General features: G+C 70.5%; 18 protein-coding genes. 7 read left to right on the top strand and 11 right to left on the bottom strand.

Annotated features, from left to right (window positions below):
- Window positions 1–22: 22 nt before the first annotated feature.
- Together greA and ABZW10_RS36075 are read right to left on the bottom strand one after the other, a co-directional pair.
- Complete coding sequence (gene greA, locus ABZW10_RS36080) at window positions 23–520, bottom strand: transcription elongation factor GreA (protein WP_355375048.1); 498 nt, start codon at window positions 518–520, stop codon at window positions 23–25.
- A gap of 272 nt (window positions 521–792) precedes the next feature.
- Entirely contained in the window at window positions 793–1,203 is a 411-nt protein-coding gene (locus ABZW10_RS36075; RefSeq protein WP_355375046.1) for a DUF4307 domain-containing protein, read from the bottom strand.
- A 241-nt stretch (window positions 1,204–1,444) separates the two neighbouring features.
- Between ABZW10_RS36075 and mca the strand changes: the two genes are divergently transcribed.
- The 4 genes from mca to ABZW10_RS36055 all read left to right on the top strand — a co-directional run bounded on the left by mca (window position 1,445) and on the right by ABZW10_RS36055 (window position 5,640).
- Window positions 1,445–2,350, top strand: coding sequence for a mycothiol conjugate amidase Mca (gene mca, locus ABZW10_RS36070; protein ID WP_355375043.1), 906 nt, complete (start codon window positions 1,445–1,447; stop codon window positions 2,348–2,350).
- A gap of 49 nt (window positions 2,351–2,399) precedes the next feature.
- Complete coding sequence (locus tag ABZW10_RS36065) at window positions 2,400–2,591, top strand: hypothetical protein (RefSeq protein ID WP_355375040.1); 192 nt, start codon at window positions 2,400–2,402, stop codon at window positions 2,589–2,591.
- A 42-nt stretch (window positions 2,592–2,633) separates the two neighbouring features.
- Window positions 2,634–4,691: a thioredoxin domain-containing protein gene (locus ABZW10_RS36060; RefSeq protein ID WP_355375033.1), complete on the top strand. Its 2,058-nt coding sequence runs from the start codon at window positions 2,634–2,636 to the stop codon at window positions 4,689–4,691.
- An 88-nt stretch (window positions 4,692–4,779) separates the two neighbouring features.
- Complete coding sequence (locus ABZW10_RS36055) at window positions 4,780–5,640, top strand: GNAT family N-acetyltransferase (RefSeq protein WP_355375030.1); 861 nt, start codon at window positions 4,780–4,782, stop codon at window positions 5,638–5,640.
- A gap of 68 nt (window positions 5,641–5,708) precedes the next feature.
- Here ABZW10_RS36055 and ABZW10_RS36050 read toward each other — a convergent pair whose 3' ends face one another.
- Complete coding sequence (locus tag ABZW10_RS36050) at window positions 5,709–6,641, bottom strand: hypothetical protein (RefSeq protein WP_355375027.1); 933 nt, start codon at window positions 6,639–6,641, stop codon at window positions 5,709–5,711.
- Between the two features lie 287 nt (window positions 6,642–6,928).
- Between ABZW10_RS36050 and ABZW10_RS36045 the strand changes: the two genes are divergently transcribed.
- Both ABZW10_RS36045 and ABZW10_RS36040 read left to right on the top strand, forming a co-directional pair.
- Window positions 6,929–7,516 carry a papain-like cysteine protease family protein gene (locus ABZW10_RS36045; protein WP_355375024.1) on the top strand — a complete coding sequence of 196 codons (588 nt, stop codon included), beginning with the start codon at window positions 6,929–6,931 and terminating at the stop codon, window positions 7,514–7,516.
- A gap of 20 nt (window positions 7,517–7,536) precedes the next feature.
- Window positions 7,537–9,138 (top strand): recombinase family protein, encoded by a 1,602-nt coding sequence (locus ABZW10_RS36040; protein ID WP_355375021.1) that lies wholly within the window; start codon window positions 7,537–7,539, stop codon window positions 9,136–9,138.
- A gap of 191 nt (window positions 9,139–9,329) precedes the next feature.
- Here the strand turns inward: ABZW10_RS36040 and ABZW10_RS36035 are convergent, their stop codons facing one another.
- The 6 genes from ABZW10_RS36035 to ABZW10_RS36010 all read right to left on the bottom strand — a co-directional run bounded on the left by ABZW10_RS36035 (window position 9,330) and on the right by ABZW10_RS36010 (window position 13,689).
- Window positions 9,330–10,805, bottom strand: a complete 1,476-nt coding sequence (locus tag ABZW10_RS36035; RefSeq protein ID WP_355375019.1) for a replication initiator — start codon at window positions 10,803–10,805, stop codon at window positions 9,330–9,332.
- 152 nt (window positions 10,806–10,957) lie between these two features.
- Window positions 10,958–11,272, bottom strand: coding sequence for a hypothetical protein (locus tag ABZW10_RS36030; protein WP_355375016.1), 315 nt, complete (start codon window positions 11,270–11,272; stop codon window positions 10,958–10,960).
- A complete protein-coding gene (locus tag ABZW10_RS36025) occupies window positions 11,269–12,594 on the bottom strand; it encodes an FtsK/SpoIIIE domain-containing protein (RefSeq protein WP_355375013.1) in 1,326 nt (441 codons plus the stop codon). Before ABZW10_RS36025 ends, ABZW10_RS36030 begins: the two co-directional genes overlap by 4 nt.
- Window positions 12,591–13,061: an RDD family protein gene (locus ABZW10_RS36020; RefSeq protein ID WP_355375099.1), complete on the bottom strand. Its 471-nt coding sequence runs from the start codon at window positions 13,059–13,061 to the stop codon at window positions 12,591–12,593. The genes ABZW10_RS36025 and ABZW10_RS36020 overlap by 4 nt, the downstream gene beginning before the upstream one ends.
- Before the next feature lie 71 nt (window positions 13,062–13,132).
- The gene (locus ABZW10_RS36015) at window positions 13,133–13,378 is read right to left on the bottom strand and encodes a hypothetical protein (RefSeq protein WP_355375010.1); all 246 of its coding nucleotides are present in this window, start codon (window positions 13,376–13,378) and stop codon (window positions 13,133–13,135) included.
- Window positions 13,375–13,689: a hypothetical protein gene (locus ABZW10_RS36010; RefSeq protein WP_355375007.1), complete on the bottom strand. Its 315-nt coding sequence runs from the start codon at window positions 13,687–13,689 to the stop codon at window positions 13,375–13,377. Before ABZW10_RS36010 ends, ABZW10_RS36015 begins: the two co-directional genes overlap by 4 nt.
- Before the next feature lie 224 nt (window positions 13,690–13,913).
- On the opposite strand from ABZW10_RS36010, the gene ABZW10_RS36005 reads away from it, so the two are divergent.
- Window positions 13,914–14,729, top strand: a complete 816-nt coding sequence (locus ABZW10_RS36005; RefSeq protein ID WP_355375004.1) for a GntR family transcriptional regulator — start codon at window positions 13,914–13,916, stop codon at window positions 14,727–14,729.
- Between the two features lie 150 nt (window positions 14,730–14,879).
- Here ABZW10_RS36005 and ABZW10_RS36000 read toward each other — a convergent pair whose 3' ends face one another.
- Entirely contained in the window at window positions 14,880–15,209 is a 330-nt protein-coding gene (locus ABZW10_RS36000) for a hypothetical protein (RefSeq protein ID WP_355375001.1), read from the bottom strand.
- 535 nt (window positions 15,210–15,744) lie between these two features.
- Window positions 15,745–16,233 carry a hypothetical protein gene (locus tag ABZW10_RS35995; protein ID WP_355374998.1) on the bottom strand — a complete coding sequence of 163 codons (489 nt, stop codon included), beginning with the start codon at window positions 16,231–16,233 and terminating at the stop codon, window positions 15,745–15,747.
- Window positions 16,234–16,438 lie beyond the last annotated feature (205 nt).

Raw genomic sequence — 16,438 nt, 5'->3', positions numbered from 1 at the left:
GCCTTCGGCGTGTCGGGGGTGATCAGCCGGCGTAGGGCTTGACCTCGACGATCCTGACCATGGCCTGCTTGCCGTTCGGCAGCTCGTAGGTCGCCTCGTCGCCGATCGTCTTGCCGTCGATCGCGCGGCCCAGCGGCGACTGCGGCGAGTAGATGTCGAGGTCGTCGTCGCCGACCTCGCGCGAGCCCAGCAGGAACTTCATGGTGTCGTCCTCGTCGCCGTCGAAGGCGACCGTCACGACCATGCCCGGGGCCACCACACCGGAGTCCGCCGGGGCCTCGCCGACCTTGGCGCGCTCCAGGATCTGGGTGAGCTGGCGGATCCGCAGCTCGTACTTGCCCTGCTCCTCCTTGGCGGCGTGATAGCCGGCGTTCTCCTTGAGGTCACCCTCCTCGCGCGCGGCCTCGATCTTCTGCGCGATCTCGATCCGCCAGGGGCCGGTCAGGTGATCCAGCTCGGCCTTGAGCTGGTCGTAGCCGGACTGAGTGAGCCAGGTCACGTTCTCGCTGGTCTGGGTCACGGGTGCTCCTCGTAGGTGCTGGGGCTGTGCTGAGGGTGTGAGTCGTCAGCGTGTTGAGTGGTGCTGATATCGGTCTTAACTACAAAGCAACGCCCGCTCCCGTACCAGCTGGTGCGGAAGGGGCGAAACCACGAGCCTAACAACTCCTGCCGACAAGCGGGAGGGTCGTTGGCGTTCCATTGACGACAGCGTTGCGCCGAGGTGTACAGGATCGGTGGGCCGGACTCCCCTACGGATGCCCGTTCCCCTGCGCGAATATGCCTGCCGCGCGGTTACTTGGGCGTACAGCCCAGCAGCTCGGCGGTGGTGCCGCGGGCGGTGGTCCGCAGACTGACCACCGCGTCGTACTCGGAGCCCTCCGCCGGGACGGGGAAGTCGGCCACCCCGACCACCGCGCCGTCCTCGCCCTGCGAGCGGACGGTGCAGCTGCCGGCCGTGCCGTCGCTCTTGCGCACCGCCAGGTGCAGCTGGAGCTCGGTGTCGGAGAGCGCCTGGAAGGTCGGCACGGTGCCGTTGATCTTCGTCTCACGGATCAGGTAGGAGCCGCCCAGCCAGACGATCAGGCCCAGCATCACCACCGCGCAGACCGCGCCGACCACCTTGAGCCGGCGGTCGCTCTCGCGGTCGCCGCGACGCCCGTAGCGGTCCTCGGGAAGCTGCGGGGTCCGGGTGCCGGCGCTCATGGGGCTCAGTCCTCTCGTGGGGAGGGGGCCGCGCGGGTGGTACGGGGGAATGCGGTGCTCCTCCAGTCCGTCACTATAGGAGGGGCACGCCCGCGGCCGGTCCGGCGGGGGCGGGCTCGGCCGTGTCGGCGCCCCGCGCGGCGGCCGGTCCCGCGGTCACGCGGCCCCGAGAGCGGCTCAGACGGTGGGCAGACCGGCTTGCGCGGTACGCCCGGACATTTTTGTGGAAGGAACGCACGCGTTGACTGAGCAGTTGCGACTGATGGCGGTGCACGCCCACCCGGACGACGAGTCCAGCAAGGGCGCGGCGACCATGGCCATGTACGTCGACCACGGGGTGGACGTGCTGGTGGCCACCTGCACCGGGGGGGAACGCGGTTCGGTCCTCAACCCGAAGCTGCAGGGCAAGCCGGAGATCGAGGAGAACATCCACGAGGTCCGGCGCAAGGAGATGGACGAGGCCCGCGCGATCCTCGGGATCAAGCAGGCCTGGCTGGGTTTCGTGGACTCGGGCCTGCCGGAGGGCGACCCGCTGCCCCCGCTGCCCGAGGGCTGCTTCGCCCTGCAGGACGTCAAGGAGGCGGCCGAACCGCTGGTCCGCCTCATCCGGGAGTTCAAGCCGCAGGTCATCACGACCTACGACGAGAACGGCGGCTACCCGCACCCCGACCACATCATGACCCACAAGATCACCATGCTCGCCTTCGACGCCGCCGGCGACCCCGACGCGTACCCCGAGGCCGGCGAGCCCTGGCAGCCGCTGAAGCTGTACTACAACCACGGCTTCCCGATGGGCCGGATCCGCGCCCTGCACACGTACCTGTCCGAGAACGGCCACGAGTCCCCCTACGGCGAGTGGATCGCCGGCTGGGAGAAGAGCGGCCGCGCGGAGCGCGAGATCACCACCCGGGTCCGCTGCGACGACTGGTTCGAGACCCGGGACCGCGCGCTGATCGCGCACGCCACCCAGATCGACCCGGACGGCCCGTGGTTCCGCGTCCCGCTGGAGGTCCAGCGCACGGTCTGGCCCACCGAGGACTACGAGCTCGCCCGTACCCTGGTCGACGTGGACCTGCCGGAGGACGACCTGTTCGCCGGCCTGCGCACCCCCAGCCTGACGGCCGAGTCGGCCGACACGCGGGACTGAAGCACCCCCCGACGGCCCGGCTCCCCGTGAGCCGGGCCACCATAGAGATATGAGTGCCCCCGTGAACCTCACCCACCTCGCCGCCCAGCTCGCCGTCGACGACGCCAAGGTCACCCCCGGCCTGCTGGGCTTCCTCGTCTTCGCCGCCCTCGGCGTGGCCACCTGGTTCCTGGCCAAGTCGATGAACAAGCAGTTCAAGCGGGTGGACTTCGCCGAGGAGCCGGAGTCCCCGAAGGAGTGAGGCCGCGCCCCCTCCACCGCGCGGATGCGCAAGGATGGGGGCATGCCGAACCGCCTCGCCGACGCGACGTCGCCGTACCTGCAGCAGCACGCCGACAATCCGGTCGACTGGTGGCCCTGGGGGCCCGAAGCGTTCGAGGAGGCTGAGCGGCGCGGTGTGCCGGTGCTGCTGAGCGTCGGGTACGCCGCTTGTCACTGGTGCCATGTGATGGCGCACGAGTCGTTCGAGGACGAGGTCACCGCGGAGTACCTCAACGAGCGGTTCGTCGCGGTCAAGGTCGACCGGGAGGAGCGGCCGGACGTCGACGCCGTGTACATGGAGGCGGTGCAGGCGGCGACCGGGCAGGGCGGGTGGCCGATGACCGTCTTCCTGACGCCCGGCAAGGAGCCGTTCTACTTCGGGACCTACTTCCCGTCCGAGCCCCGGCACGGCATGCCGTCGTTCCGGCAGGTGCTGGAGGGCGTGCACGCCGCCTGGCGGGACCGGCGCGAGGAGGTCGGCGAGGTCGCCGCGCGGATCCGGGCCGACCTGGCCGAGCGGTCCTCCGTCTACGCGGTCGGCAGCGGGGTGCACCAGCCGCCGGGGGAGGCCGACCTGCACCAGGCGCTGGTCGCGCTCAGCCGCGACTTCGACCCGCGGCACGGCGGCTTCGGCGGGGCGCCGAAGTTCCCGCCGGCGATGGTGATCGAGTTCCTGCTGCGCCACCACGCCCGGACCGGCTCGCAGGCCGCGCTGGAGATGGCCGTCCGCACCGGCGAGGCGATGGCCCGCGGCGGCATCCACGACCAGCTCGGCGGCGGCTTCGCCCGGTACGCGGTGGACGCCGGCTGGGTGGTGCCGCACTTCGAGAAGATGCTGTACGACAACGCGCTGCTGCTCCGTGCGTACCTGCACCTGTGGCGGGCGACCGGCTCGCCGCTGGCCCGGCGGGTCGCGCTCTCCACCGCCGACTTCCTGCTGCGCGAACTGCGCACCCCCGAGGGCGCGTTCGCCTCCGCGCTGGACGCCGACAGCCTCGACGAGGAGACCGGGGCCACTGCCGAGGGCGCCTACTACGTCTGGGAGCCGGGCCAGTTGGTCGACCTGCTCGGCCCCGCCGACGCGGCCACCGCCGCCCGGCTGTTCTCCGTCACCGCCGACGGCACCTTCGAGCACGGCAGCTCCGTCCTCCAACTCCTCGCCGACCCCGAGGACTTCGCCGAGTACGAGGCGATCAGGGAGCGGCTGCTGGCGGCCCGCGCGGCCCGCCCGGCGCCCGCCCGGGACGACAAGGTGGTCGCCGCCTGGAACGGCCTCGCCATCGCCGCGCTCGCCGAGACCGGCGCCCTGCTGGAGCGCCCCGACCTGGTCCGGGCCGCCGAACGCGCCGCCGACCTGCTGCTCGCCGTCCACCTCACCCCCGAGGGCCGGCTGCTGCGGACCTCCCGGGACGGCCGCCCCGGCGCCAACGCGGGCGTGCTGGAGGACTACGCCGACACCGCCGAGGGCTTCCTCGCGCTGTACGCCGTCACCGGCGAGGCCGAGTGGCTCCAACTGGCCGGCGGGCTGCTCGACACCGTGCTCAAGCACTTCGCCGACGAGGAGAGCGGCGCGCTGTACGACACCGCCGACGACGCCGAGGAGCTGATCCGGCGCCCGCAGGACCCGACCGACAACGCGACCCCGTCCGGCTGGACCGCCGCCGCGGCCGCGCTGCTCGGCTACGCCGCGTACACCGGCTCGGACCGCCACCGGACCGCCGCCGAGCGGGCGCTCGGCATCGTCGGGGCGCTCGCCTCGCGCGCGCCGCGGTTCATCGGCTGGGGCCTGGCCGCCGCCGAGGCAGTGGCCGACGGGCCGCGCGAGGTCGCGGTGATCGGCCCGGCCGGTGACCCCGGGACGGCGGCGCTGCACCGGGCCGCGCTGCTCGGCACCGCGCCCGGCGCCGTGGTCGCGTTCGGCGAGCCGGGCGCCGGCAGCGACGAGGTGCCGCTGTTGGCCGGCCGGCCGCTGGTCGACGGTGCGCCCGCCGCCTACGTCTGCCGGAACTTCGCCTGCGAGCTGCCGACCACCGACCCGGCGGCCCTCGCCGAGCGGCTGGGGGCGTCCACGGTCGAGTAGGCCGAGTACGGCGGGCGGGCAGGCGGGCAGGCGGGCAGGCCGGGTAAAAGCGGTGGTCGGCGCCGGGGGAGGCGGGGGAGGATGGGCCATGCCCTGGACTCTCAGTACCTCCCTCGACGACTTCCGCGCCCAGGCCGGCGGCTTCCTCGGCGCCAACCCGGCCGAGAACACCGTGCTGCTGACGATCACGGACCGGCTGGCGGCCCGCGGCCTCCACTACTACGGCGCCGGCGCGCCGGTGTTCGGCTGGTGGCGCCCCGAGCCGGACGGGCCGGTCGCCGGGGTGTTCCTGCAGACCCCGCCGTTCGCCCCGCGGCTGGGGCTGATGCCCGAGCGGGCGGCGGCCGAACTGGCCGTCGAACTCGCCGGAGCCTGGGCCGGGTTCACCGCGCTCGCCGGGGTCGGCGGCGGGGTGGCGGCGGTGCGGGCGTTCGGTGACGCGTGGGCCGGGGCCACCGGGGCCACCCCGACCGTCAAGACCGAGGAGCGCCTCTACCGGCTCGGCGAGCTGACCGACCCGCCGCGCCCGCCGGCCGGTCGCCCCCGGCTCGCCGGGGCGGCGGACCGCGAGCTGCTGATCCGCTGGTTCGACGCGTTCGCGGCCGAGGTGGACATCCGGATCCCCGACGCGGCGATGGTGGTGGACGACCGGACCGCCGGCGGCCAGCTGCACCTGTGGGAGGACGGCGGCCGGCCGGTCGCGGTGGCCGGGGCCAGCGCGGTCGTCGCCGGGATGTCCCGGATCGGCCCGGTCTACACGCCGCGCGAGGCCCGCGGCCGGGGCTACGCCAGCGGCGTCACGGCCGCCGCCTCGGCCGCCGCCCTGGCCGACGGGGCCGCGGAGGTGCTGCTGTACACGGACCTCTCCAACCCGACCAGCAACTCGATCTACCAGCAGATCGGCTACCGGCCGGTGGAGGACTGTCTGGAGCTGGCCTTCGGCGGCTGACCGCGACCGACGGCGGCCGACGGCGACCGGCGAAGACCCGGAACCCACGCCCCGGGCATCGGCCGGGGCTACTCCCAGTCCCAGCCGATGCCCAGGATGCAGGGCCCGACGGCGGTGGCGACCAGGTGCACGCAGCGGTGGCCGTCGAGGGTCAGCTCCTCGCTCTCGTAGGGCTTCTCCTCGGGCGAGCGGCGGGCGAAGCGGTGGCAGCGCACGGGCAGCGCGGCCGGGTGGAAGGTGATCTGGAGGACGTACTGCCCCGCGCCCGAGTGGAAGCCGCGGAGGTACTCGCAGCTGGGCTCGGGCGCCGGGGCGTCGTCGAAGCCGTAGCCGAGCAGATGGGTGTCGCCCGCGCGCAGTCGGCGGTCCAGCAGGAGTTCGGCGATCAGCAGGTCGTGGGCCTGGTCGCGGCGGATGCGGCCGGGGCGGCAGTTCTCCTCGGCGCGGACGCCGACCCGGGTGATGTCGCTGCCGGGGTCGCCCTGGTGGATGGCGAGGTAGCGGTCGATGCCGTCGCGGTGGGCGCGCAGGGCGTGCTGGGAGTCGCGGCGCCGGAGCCGGCGGTCGGCGCCGATCCGGATCCGCTCGATGTGGGTGATGGTGTGCAGCCCGCTGTCGCGCGGGCCGGCCAGCTCGGCGAGCAGGTCGTCGACGGCGGTGGGCGGGGTGATGAGGTCGCGGTAGGGGCGGACGGGCGGGCCGGCCGGGGCGGTGGGGGCGGCGCGCCGGGGGCCGAGCAGCCGGGTGAGGGAGTGCGCGGGGAGGTCCAGGACCTTCTCCAACTCCCGGACCGCGCGCAGCGATTCGGCCCGTTCGGGGCGGCGGCGGCCCTGCTGCCAGTAACTGAGGCTGGTCACCCCGATGTGGACGCCGCGTTGCGCGAGGTGGTCGCGGATGCGGTGCAGGGCGAGGCCGCGGGCGGCGATGGCGGTGCGCAGGGCGAGGTCGAAGGGGCCGGTGCGCAGCGCGGTGACGAGGTCGGGTCGGTCGGTCCGCTGCATGCGGCCTCCTCGGATGGCGGGGCGGTGGGGGCGGCCCGGCGGGGCCCGTGCGGTGGGCCCGGGTCGTGAATGTTCACATGTGGAGGGGGGTTTGTCACCGGTCCTGACGCTCCCGGCGGGGGTTCCGGGGCCGGCGTTCACAGCGGGGCGGGCCCGTTCACACCCGGACGGGCGGGGCCCGAGGGCCGTTGACCGGCCATGTCAACAGCGCGATGCTCGGTGACGCGATCCGGACCGCACCCCCACACCTCTCGACTCCTCTGCCTGCCGCAAGGAGGCCATCCCCCATGTCCGTCACACGGATACGCCTGCGCCGCGCCGTCTCGGTGCTCGCGCTCGGCGTCCTCGGCCCGGCGCTCAGCGCCGCGGCCGTCACCCCCGCCCAGGCCGCTCCCGCGGCCCCCCTGCCGCGGGTCAGGCCCGCCGCCGCGGGTGCCACGGCCGATCTGGCCGGCACCTACAAGACGCTCGACATCACCATGCAGCAGCAACAGCAGACCAACTGGTGCTGGGCGGCGAGCGGCAACACCATCGCCACCTTCTACGGCTACAACTACAGCCAGAACGGGTTCTGCAACGCCGCGTTCGGCCGCTCCGGCAGCTCGGCCTGCCCCAACAGCCAGGCCACGCTGGGCGATGTGCAGAACGGCCTGAGCCGGATCGGGATCAGCCCGGGCTCGTACGTCACCGGCTACCTGCGCTACAGCACGGTGCAGACCGAGGTGAACGCCGACCGGCCGGTCGAGACCCGGATCCAGTGGAGCTCCGGCGGCGGCCACATGCACGTCGTGTACGGGTACGACACCGGCAACAACTGGGTCTACTGGGGCGACCCGTGGCCGTCCAACTACCGCTACAACTGGGCACAGTGGTAGCGCGAATGTAGTTTCTAGGTATGGACAAAGACCTGATCACGCGAGTGCAACAAGGTCGGTTCGAAGGCATGAACTGGGCAGGCCTCACGCGCTTGTCCACGGAGGAGGAGGAGGGGGATCTTCCCGACGAGGACGAGCCCGGACGAATCCCGTACCTGACAGGCCGGGACATCAAGAGCACCGATGAACAGGAGAAGGACGACCGAGAATTTGTTGAGCGGCGTGGAGGAGCCTACGTCTGGACCTATCGCGAGCCGGACACCTCTGCATGGAAGCGGCGTCGCGTCAGGTTGCCTGACGGAACCTTGGTCCATCGCGTAATTCGCCCCGTACTGGATGGCGCCTTAAATGACTTGAAGGCCCGCCGCGCACCGAACGGCAAGCGCATAGACGGCCTCATTGTCTATGACATCGACCGTCTCACTCGTGATCCGCGCCACCTTGAGGATTGCATTGACGTCGTTCAGCGCTACGGCGTCCCGATTATCGACATCACCGGATCGCTCGATCTGCTGACGGACAATGGTCGCGCCATGGCGCGAGTCATTACCGCGATGAACAACAAAGCGTCGGCAGACACCGCACGGCGCGTCAGTCGGAAGCATCGAGCAATGCAGCAGGCGGGAATACCCGCCGGCGGACCGCGCCCCTTTGGGTGGATGGCGGATCGGCGGACCTTGGATCCCGAGGAAACAAAGCTTCTGCGCGATGCAGCCCAGAAGATCATCACGGCGCGCCAGTGGAACCCTATCGTGGCTGAATGGCGCCGTAAGGGAATTCTGACTGCCAGTGGATCCCAATGGACCACCATGTCGCTCAAGTTGGTTCTGAGCAATCCTCGGATTTGTGGATACAGGTCCCGAACTGAAATCGAGTACGACGAGGAGACACAGGCCGAGCGTCGGCGCATGGTCCCCGTCTACGACGAGAAGGGGCAGCCGGTCCAGGGTGTACATGACGCAATCCTGACCGTGAAGCAATGGGAGGATATATGCGAGATCCTCGAATCCGGGCCGGGACGCGGCACCGCCGTTAATTCTCGCACCTATCTCGGAAGCGGCACGCTCAGGTGCGGAAAGAGCGAGTGCAACGGCCGCATGCGCGGAGTTAAATCCTATGACAAGAAAAAGCCTCCGGGCTTTTTCAACTACACCTGTGGCGATTGCCATGGTGTTTCCGCCCCAGGGCCCGACGTCGACGAGCTTATTCGAAAGATTGTGATAGCCAAGCACAGGCAGGAATCGGCGCGGCGCAGAGCAAAGGCCTCATCCGAACAGTGGCCGCATGAGAAGAAGCTCGCCACCGTCCTTGACAATATGGCCGAAGCCAAGAAGGCGCATCGAGGGGGAAAGATCAGCGCGGCGAGCTATTACAGGGATCTCGCCGAGTATGAAGCCGAGGAACGGAAGCTCCGCAAGCAGCGCGCAAAGTGGATCGCCCAACATTCGGGAGCGAAGCCGGTGGACATTGAAGAACAGTGGAACCGGCCAAATGTCACCCTTGAAGAGAGGCGAGCTTTCGTCGAAAACGCGCTTGCGGCCCTGGTGGTTCTTCCCGTAGGTAAAGGCGCCAGGGTGCCACTGCGCGACCGACTTGTCCCCGTATATAACGCCGAGGATTAGTCGCGAAAAGTTCGGTAGGGCTATGGCGGTGCTACTGGGATTCTTCAATCCGAAGATTAAGGATCTCATTCATGCGCCGCCATTGCTCATTTGACCATTCCGGCGAGTTTCGCGCATTCTCTATCGCCCATTCCCAGTCCCGATCATCCGCACTCGGGTCAGGAACGATGGCGGGCACGCCCCCCTGGTGATCATCCATCTCGGGCACCGCTCGCCGGCCGAGCCATGCCCTCAGCCCCGCCACCGCGCCGCCGCGCCCCACCCACCCACCCGGGAGGCGCGTGGTCACGGGCGATCTCTCGGGTCCGCTCAAGGTCGAGGGCGATTCCCTCAGCGATCACGGCCTCCCCGGGCCGGTACCCCGTTCCGGCGAACCGCCAGGAGCCCACGGTCACCTCACCCTCAGGAGCAGGCGCGCCACGAACGTAGTCCCCCCGCTCCGCCCGCAGACTGCGGTACGTCGTCGAGTAGGACCGGGTCTTGGTCAGGCAGTGACCCCGGAAGCCGAGCATGTGAGCCCAGGCCCTCAAGCGCAGGTGCGCCAACTCCGGCAGACCGCCCAACCGCCAGCAGGCCCCGACCAGCGCCCGCATGTGATCCGACACCCGCAGAAGCCGGATCTCCGCCGCACTCGTCACCCGCCGGTCGACCGCCCCCGCAGCCTCCGCACCCTTCGTGGTGTACTTCGCCACGTAAGCGGCCACCCGTTCACCCGTCTCCGGGGAATCCACCTCACCGCGGAGTTCGTGCACATCCACCTGCACACCGAAGCGAAGACGCCGCTCCCCGTAAGCATCCGAGACCGGGGCAGCCAGCGCGACCGCCCCGACCGCCGTACGGACCGACTCCACCAACACGTCGGCCGTCGCCCACGAGGGCGGCCGGTCAGTGGCGCCGGCCGGACCGTCCAGGCGCACCACGGCGTGGAAGTGCACGACGCCACGGCGTTGGTACTCCGCGACCTTGACCGCCGACACCCGCACCAGGCGCCGAACCGCCGACCGGCCCACCCCGGCCGCCGCCAAGTGGTGATACACGTTGTCGGTGAAGGCCTTCCACAACGCCCCCGCGTGGGCGTTCCACAGCACGTGCCCCGGGTAGTCGTAGCACTCCACACACAACGGCCCACCCACGAGAGCACCGTTCTCCGGATGAACCCGCCCACACCCCAACGCTCGCCCATGAGCACAAGCGCCGGGACGCTCCGGGTGGCAGCGGCCCGCACGGTGCACTCGGCCGAAGGACGGCGCCGTCAGCGTCAGGAACACCGTCGGGTGCGAACGCACCTCCGCCGGGACACCCTTGCCTCCGGCGAGACCGGCGTGCACCAGGTGCCAGCTGTCACCCTGATGCAGCCACGAGCACGGCCCGCACCGCGAGGACCGCCGATTCCTGCACCGCAGCGCCAGCCGCTCCCCGGGCTCACCCTCCGTGCTGTACCGGCGCACCAGCGCACCCGAGACAGCGTCGAACGTCTCCGACATGCCCCGCAGGTACACCGGCCGGGCACACCCACCGGTCGCCGCCACCTGTTCCAACCACCGGGACAAGCCCGGCATCTGCCCGAGGCGAACCAAGTCCCGGTCCACCTCATTGAGGCCACGCAGCCGCTCCTCCAGCCCGAGGTAGGCGCGACGGGCCGAAGGATCACCAAGAAGACCGTTCATGGGGGATGGCTCCAGGGAAAGACGGGCCGCCCCGGCCACACCGGGCAGAACCCGGCATGACCGAGGGCAACGGACGACACGGACGCGGAGGGCTGTGGTCGTGGTCGATCCATGGGAACTCCAGTTCGATCAAAGAAGCGGGAGGCGGGGTGTCAGGCGGTCGGAGGACCGACGACGGCGGGTGGGACAGCCGGCGGGACAACGGGCGGGGCAGCGGGCGGGACAGCGGGTTCGATGGTGATGGCCGGGCCGTTGGGGACCACGGGCGTCGACGGGTCGCCGGAGTGGGTCAGGCCCGTGACGAACCACCGCACCGCCGCTTCGATCGGATCGGCCAGGTTGGTGCGGGCCAGGAAGAACCCGAACGCCGCCACCAAGATCACCTGCCAGATCTTCAGCTCACGCGAGCGGACCATCATCACGACGATCACGAACAGGAACGCCGTCAACGGGATCGCGAAGTTCACGCGGCACCCCCGGCGTACAACTGGCCGACGGCCGGGGTCAGATGGGCGAACCGCCGCGCAGTCTCCTGCGCCTGCTCCGGGGTCACCAGGTGGGAGCGGGCCCGCATCCAACCGCCGCCAGCCGCACCGTAAGCCACCGCGACACCAGGCATCGAGACCGGGATCGCCTGCACCGCGTCCACCGCGCCGGAGTCGAGGTCACCCAGGGTCATTTCCGCCGTGCCCTTGTCCGACACCCGGAAGCACACCCGCCCCGCCAACTGCGCCCGCAACGATGTCGCACTCGGCCCGAGGTCGGAGCCGAACCGCTGGCCGGCGATCACCAGGTGCACACCCAGCGCGGCCCCGAGCTGCCCCAGCCGCAGCAGCGCCGTCGCCACCCGCGACACCTCGGCCTTGTCCGCGCTGGCCGCCGTCAGGTACAACTCGGCGACCTCGTCCACCAGGACGACCACCGGCACGGGCTGTTGCTTGTCCGGCAGTTCCCACACCGAGCGCACCCCCACCGACCGGCACAGCGCCATCCGGCCCATGGTGATCTCCACCAACAGGTCCAGCAGCTCCACCGCCTCACCGCGACTGGTCGCCAACGCCGTCAAGCGCGGACCGAACAACGACAGCTCCATCCCGCCCTTGAGATCGATGCCGACCATCGCCACCGGCTGCCGGGCCCACTGCGCCACCAACGACGCCAGCAGCGTGGACTTGCCCGACTGCGTGGCCCCCACGATCAGCCAGTGCGGAACGCGCCGCAGGTTCACCAGCCAGCGCCCACCGTCCTCCCACACCCCGACCACGGCCGTCAGCAGCCCCACCGACCCCCGGAACGGCTCCGCCGGCATGCCCAGCGGATCCCAGGCGTTCGCCACCAACCACACCGTCCCCCGCGTGTCGGACACCGCCCGCACCGCGAACATCCGCCAGGCATGAGCCATCGCCTCACACGCCGCCGCGTACGCCTCCGGAGTCTGGCCCGCGTGCAAACGAACCCGAACGGTCATCCCGCCACGCTGCCAACGAGGCATCCCCGCACGGGGCTTGACCGGCTTCAACGCCCGCCCCTGAACCACCACGTTGCCCAGCAACGCCACGGCGGGACGCCGGGGAACCGACAGGCCCTGAACGTCCGCCAGCTTGCGCCACGACCAGGAGAACCGCAGCACCGCCACCGGGTACCCGCACAACGGCCACCACACGTTCGGCACCCGGTTGCGCAGCACCGGCGACACCACCGCCAGCAGCAGCGCGACCACCCCCAGCACACCCGCCGCCCACACCACCGGCGGCGCCGACGCCCCGGCCGCCATCTCGATCGTGCTCACTTCCTCACCTCCGCGATTTGGTTGATCACATCGATGTCCACGACCACCGACCGGCTGATCTGATCGGCCCACGTCTGCCGGCGGTGATGCACCAGCGGACGCACGAACCCGAAGAACCCCGGCGCCACATCCACCACGTGCAGCAGGCTCCGCACGATCGAGCGGGCCGGACCCAGCGGACGCGCGGTGTCCTCATCCACCGTCACGATCCGCATCACGCGCTGCCCCAGCGACTGCCCCGTCCGACCCCGCACCGCCCACTGCCACACCAGGAACACCAGCGGCAGCGCCCAGTACAGGAACCGGTACACCGGCTCCAGGTGCACACTCAGCAGCAGCGCCACGGCTTGCAGCAGCGCCAACGGCGGGCGCGCGTAGTACAGGAGAGCCGTGTAGGTGGTCATGATCCCCCCGGCGATCGAGACCTCCAGGAGGAAGGCACACGCCCGGGTACTCCAGTCCGCCATGCCCGGCACGGCCGGCCGAGGTTCCTTCCTTGCTCGCCCCGGTCCAACGAGGGCCTTCCACCGTTCCTCGCTCACCGGCTCTCACCGTCGCCCGGGTCCGACCGGGGCAGGATCACCCCGTGCTTGGCCGCCAGCACGTACAGCTCGCCCTCCAGGTCCCGGGCCAGACGGGCCGCGTCCTCCGCCATCGGCGCGATGATCGCGTACAGGAAGCGGGCCCGCCCCCAGTCCATGTCCGGACGCATCTCCTCCGCGAAGGCCCCCAGGTCGTTCAACCGCTCCCGAAGGTCCAGCCAGGTGCGATCCGCCCTGCTCACTCCGAGCCCCCAGCAACGGCACGGGAATCAGCCGACTGCCGGGCCGCACGCGCCGGCGGCGGCGCCGGGACCACCGAGTCCGCCCGGTACGACAGGCCCGCGCGCCCGTTCATCTCCCACCAGAACGCCTCCAGGCCCTCCAGGCTCACCACCTGACCGACCATCACACCCGTGGGCTCACCGCTCACCGCCACCTCGATCAGCGCGGTCCGCCGCCCCTCCGGCCGCACCGCCACGCCGACCGTCCACACCGGAACCCCGTCGCGGTCCGCCTTGACCTCACCCGTCTCGGGAACGGTCTTAGCCTCCACGGAAACGCACAGAGCGACACCCAGCCGCCCAGCGTCCAACGGGAGATTCTTCAAGGTCATGCCCTACTCACCCCTCCCGGACGACCCCCCAGATAGGTCAGTCGTCATGATGAATTGTGCGGGACCACGATGATGAGCCCCCTTGACGCCGGACGCAAGGGCAATCATCCTGACGACTGCTGAATTCAGGTCGCGGCACGCAGCCTGAGCAGCGCCGATGTCCGTTGGAAAACGAACGTGACGGATACGAACGACCCGTCACCAATGGGGCCGAGGGGGCCGAAGTGGCGGTTGTGAAAGGGCAGGCGCTCTACAAGCAGGTGGCCAGCGAGATGCGCAAGGCCATCGCCAAGGGCGCCTGGAAACCGGGCGAGAAGATCCCGACCGAGGACAAGCTGACCGCCCTCTACGGAGTCTCCCGCCCCACCGTCCGCCAAGCGGTCGCCGAGCTGCGGGCGGACGGGCTGCTCGATGTCCAGCAGGGGCGCGGCACGTTCGTCCGGGGACCGCAGCCCGAGCAGAACGCGACGATCAACATTCAGCGCACGGTCATCTGCAACGGCGATCAGTACCACTGCCCGGCCGGCTGGCAGGACGCCGAGACGCCCACGGTCTATCGAGTGCGACTGGAACCCAGCGCGGCGGCAACCCTGGAGACCGACGAAGGGGAAGCCGCCTTTTTGGTGCAGCGGCTCTACACCCATGAGTCCAGCGGAGTCCGGGCCCGCTACTCAGGCCTGCTGCCCATGGAGCAGATCACCAGCACCGTGCTCGCCCAGCGCCCCGAAGTCTTCAACACCGACGCCTACGCCGCACTGGCCGCAGCACACGGACCCATCGAATGGCACGAGGCCGTCAGCGCGCGCATGCCCAACCCCGACGAACGCGCCGCCCTCCACGTTCCCGAGAACACCCCACTCCTCGTCTCCCAACGCGTCACCCGCACCCAGGCCGACGCCCGCCCCCTCATGCTCGAAACCCTCACCATGACCGCAGCCGCAACGCAGCTCACGATCACCCATCGCCCCGTGGTGGGGTAGTCGGCAGCGTCGAATACTTTCTTCACTCACTCAAGAGGCGGCGCACAGCGCCGCCGGTCGCCCATGGCGCCCCGGCCGGGCATGCGGCCTGACGGCCGGTCCCGGCCGGGCGCCGGGCTCCCGACGGCCACACGCAGCCCGGCATGGTGATCAGCTACCTGCCGACGCCTCAGGGTTGGGATCCGCGTCGTCGACAGCGCCGTCCCGGGTCGCCATGCGGTCGAGCGTGGCGCCGAGCTTCCGCGCGCCCGAGAGCGTTCCTCTCAGGAACACCACGCCGTGGCCGTCGTCCGACCAGCCGGCTTGGGCCTTGACCTGATCATCGCCCTGCAACCCCAGCGCCGCGAGCACCGAGTTCAGATGGATCGCTGCGGCCCTAGCCTCAAGCCAGGCGGCCTCATAGTCCACCCCTTCGACCGTCGGCCCGCCGCCAAGGAAGACGTCCCCGCTCTCGTCGCCGCCGTCACGCCAGTTCGACATGCCTGCCGCTCCCCGTATACCCGTCCGAGCACCCCCGCGCCGATGGGCATCGGCTGTCTGAAAATCGATACCACACCGCACCGACAGCGACACGGCCATATGGTGAACACACAGGCGAAAGCCCCCGAGCACAAGTCTCCCGGGGCTGCCAACGGCCGATCGAGCCGTCCAAGTTACTCGCAGTTGCCGGTCACCGCCACCGTCTCAGCCACGCCCAGCCGCCCCTCCGCAAGTCCAGGCAGCGAAATGCCCCGCCCGGATACGGTCCGAGCGGGGCAACGTCTGCTCTGCTAGCGGCAGTTCGGCGAACACACCCACCTCGTGAACCCGGGACCGGTCGCCGCCTCCTCATGGCCGCCCGCAACCGGACTCATGGCTTCCTTCCCGCACCGGGCGCAGTAGACCGGACCGACGCGCGGCCAGCCTTCCCCGAGCGCGTTCACGTGACCACCTCCGTGGAACGGGGCGAGTGCGCAGGAAGACGTGCGGCCAGGGCTCCGAGCGCCGCACACGGGCTTTCGAGTGGTCGCCGGAGTCATGACGCCACCGCCCCAGTGAGGGCGTGCGCACCCTCATACGAGTAACCGGGATCGGGAAGCCCCTTGGAAGCCGCCACAAGGGCGCGTCGGCGCTCAACTCGACGGCGCTCTTCATCCCGCTCCCACAGCGGCACCACGGTCACGGGCGCCGGCTCGATCGCCTCGGGAACGTGCACGGCACGCCGCTCCCGCTCGATCACAGCGGATTCGATCTCCTGCCGGGTGGGGACCAGGGACGGCACGACCGCCGGCGCGGGCAGCACGGCGGGTCGAGGTGCCAGTTCGGCACGGGGCGCAACCGGCGCCGGACGGTGGTGGTACGCAGGGGCCCGAAGCCCTTTCAGGTCGATCCGGATCAAGTCCCCGGTCGCCCGGTGACGCCCCTTGGGAGTGGCATCAGGGGTCAGCCAGAGCGCGAGGACCGCAGCAGCAGCTAAGCAGCCGGCGGCTCCAACGCACCAAACCCAGAAGGTAAGGTCAGACATGTCGAGTGCTCCTATAAGCATTCGGCGGTTGACCCCCGGTGCCGGTCCTACGCGGCCCCGGGGGTTCTTTCACGTCCGACGGTAGGGCAACCAGCCTAGGTCGGTCTAGCCCCAATGCCGGTGACTTAAGTTGTGTCTCGCTGGGTGATCGTGACTGTTGCCGGTTGTGGTGGTGGCCAGTTGTGGTGTTGGGCGCGTTTGAGGG

This window comes from Kitasatospora sp. NPDC004723 (genome assembly GCF_040609255.1).
Classification (GTDB): Bacteria; Actinomycetota; Actinomycetes; order Streptomycetales; family Streptomycetaceae; genus Kitasatospora.
The sequence above is the reverse complement of the archived record's forward strand: the minus strand, read 5'-3'. Positions and strand labels throughout refer to the sequence as shown.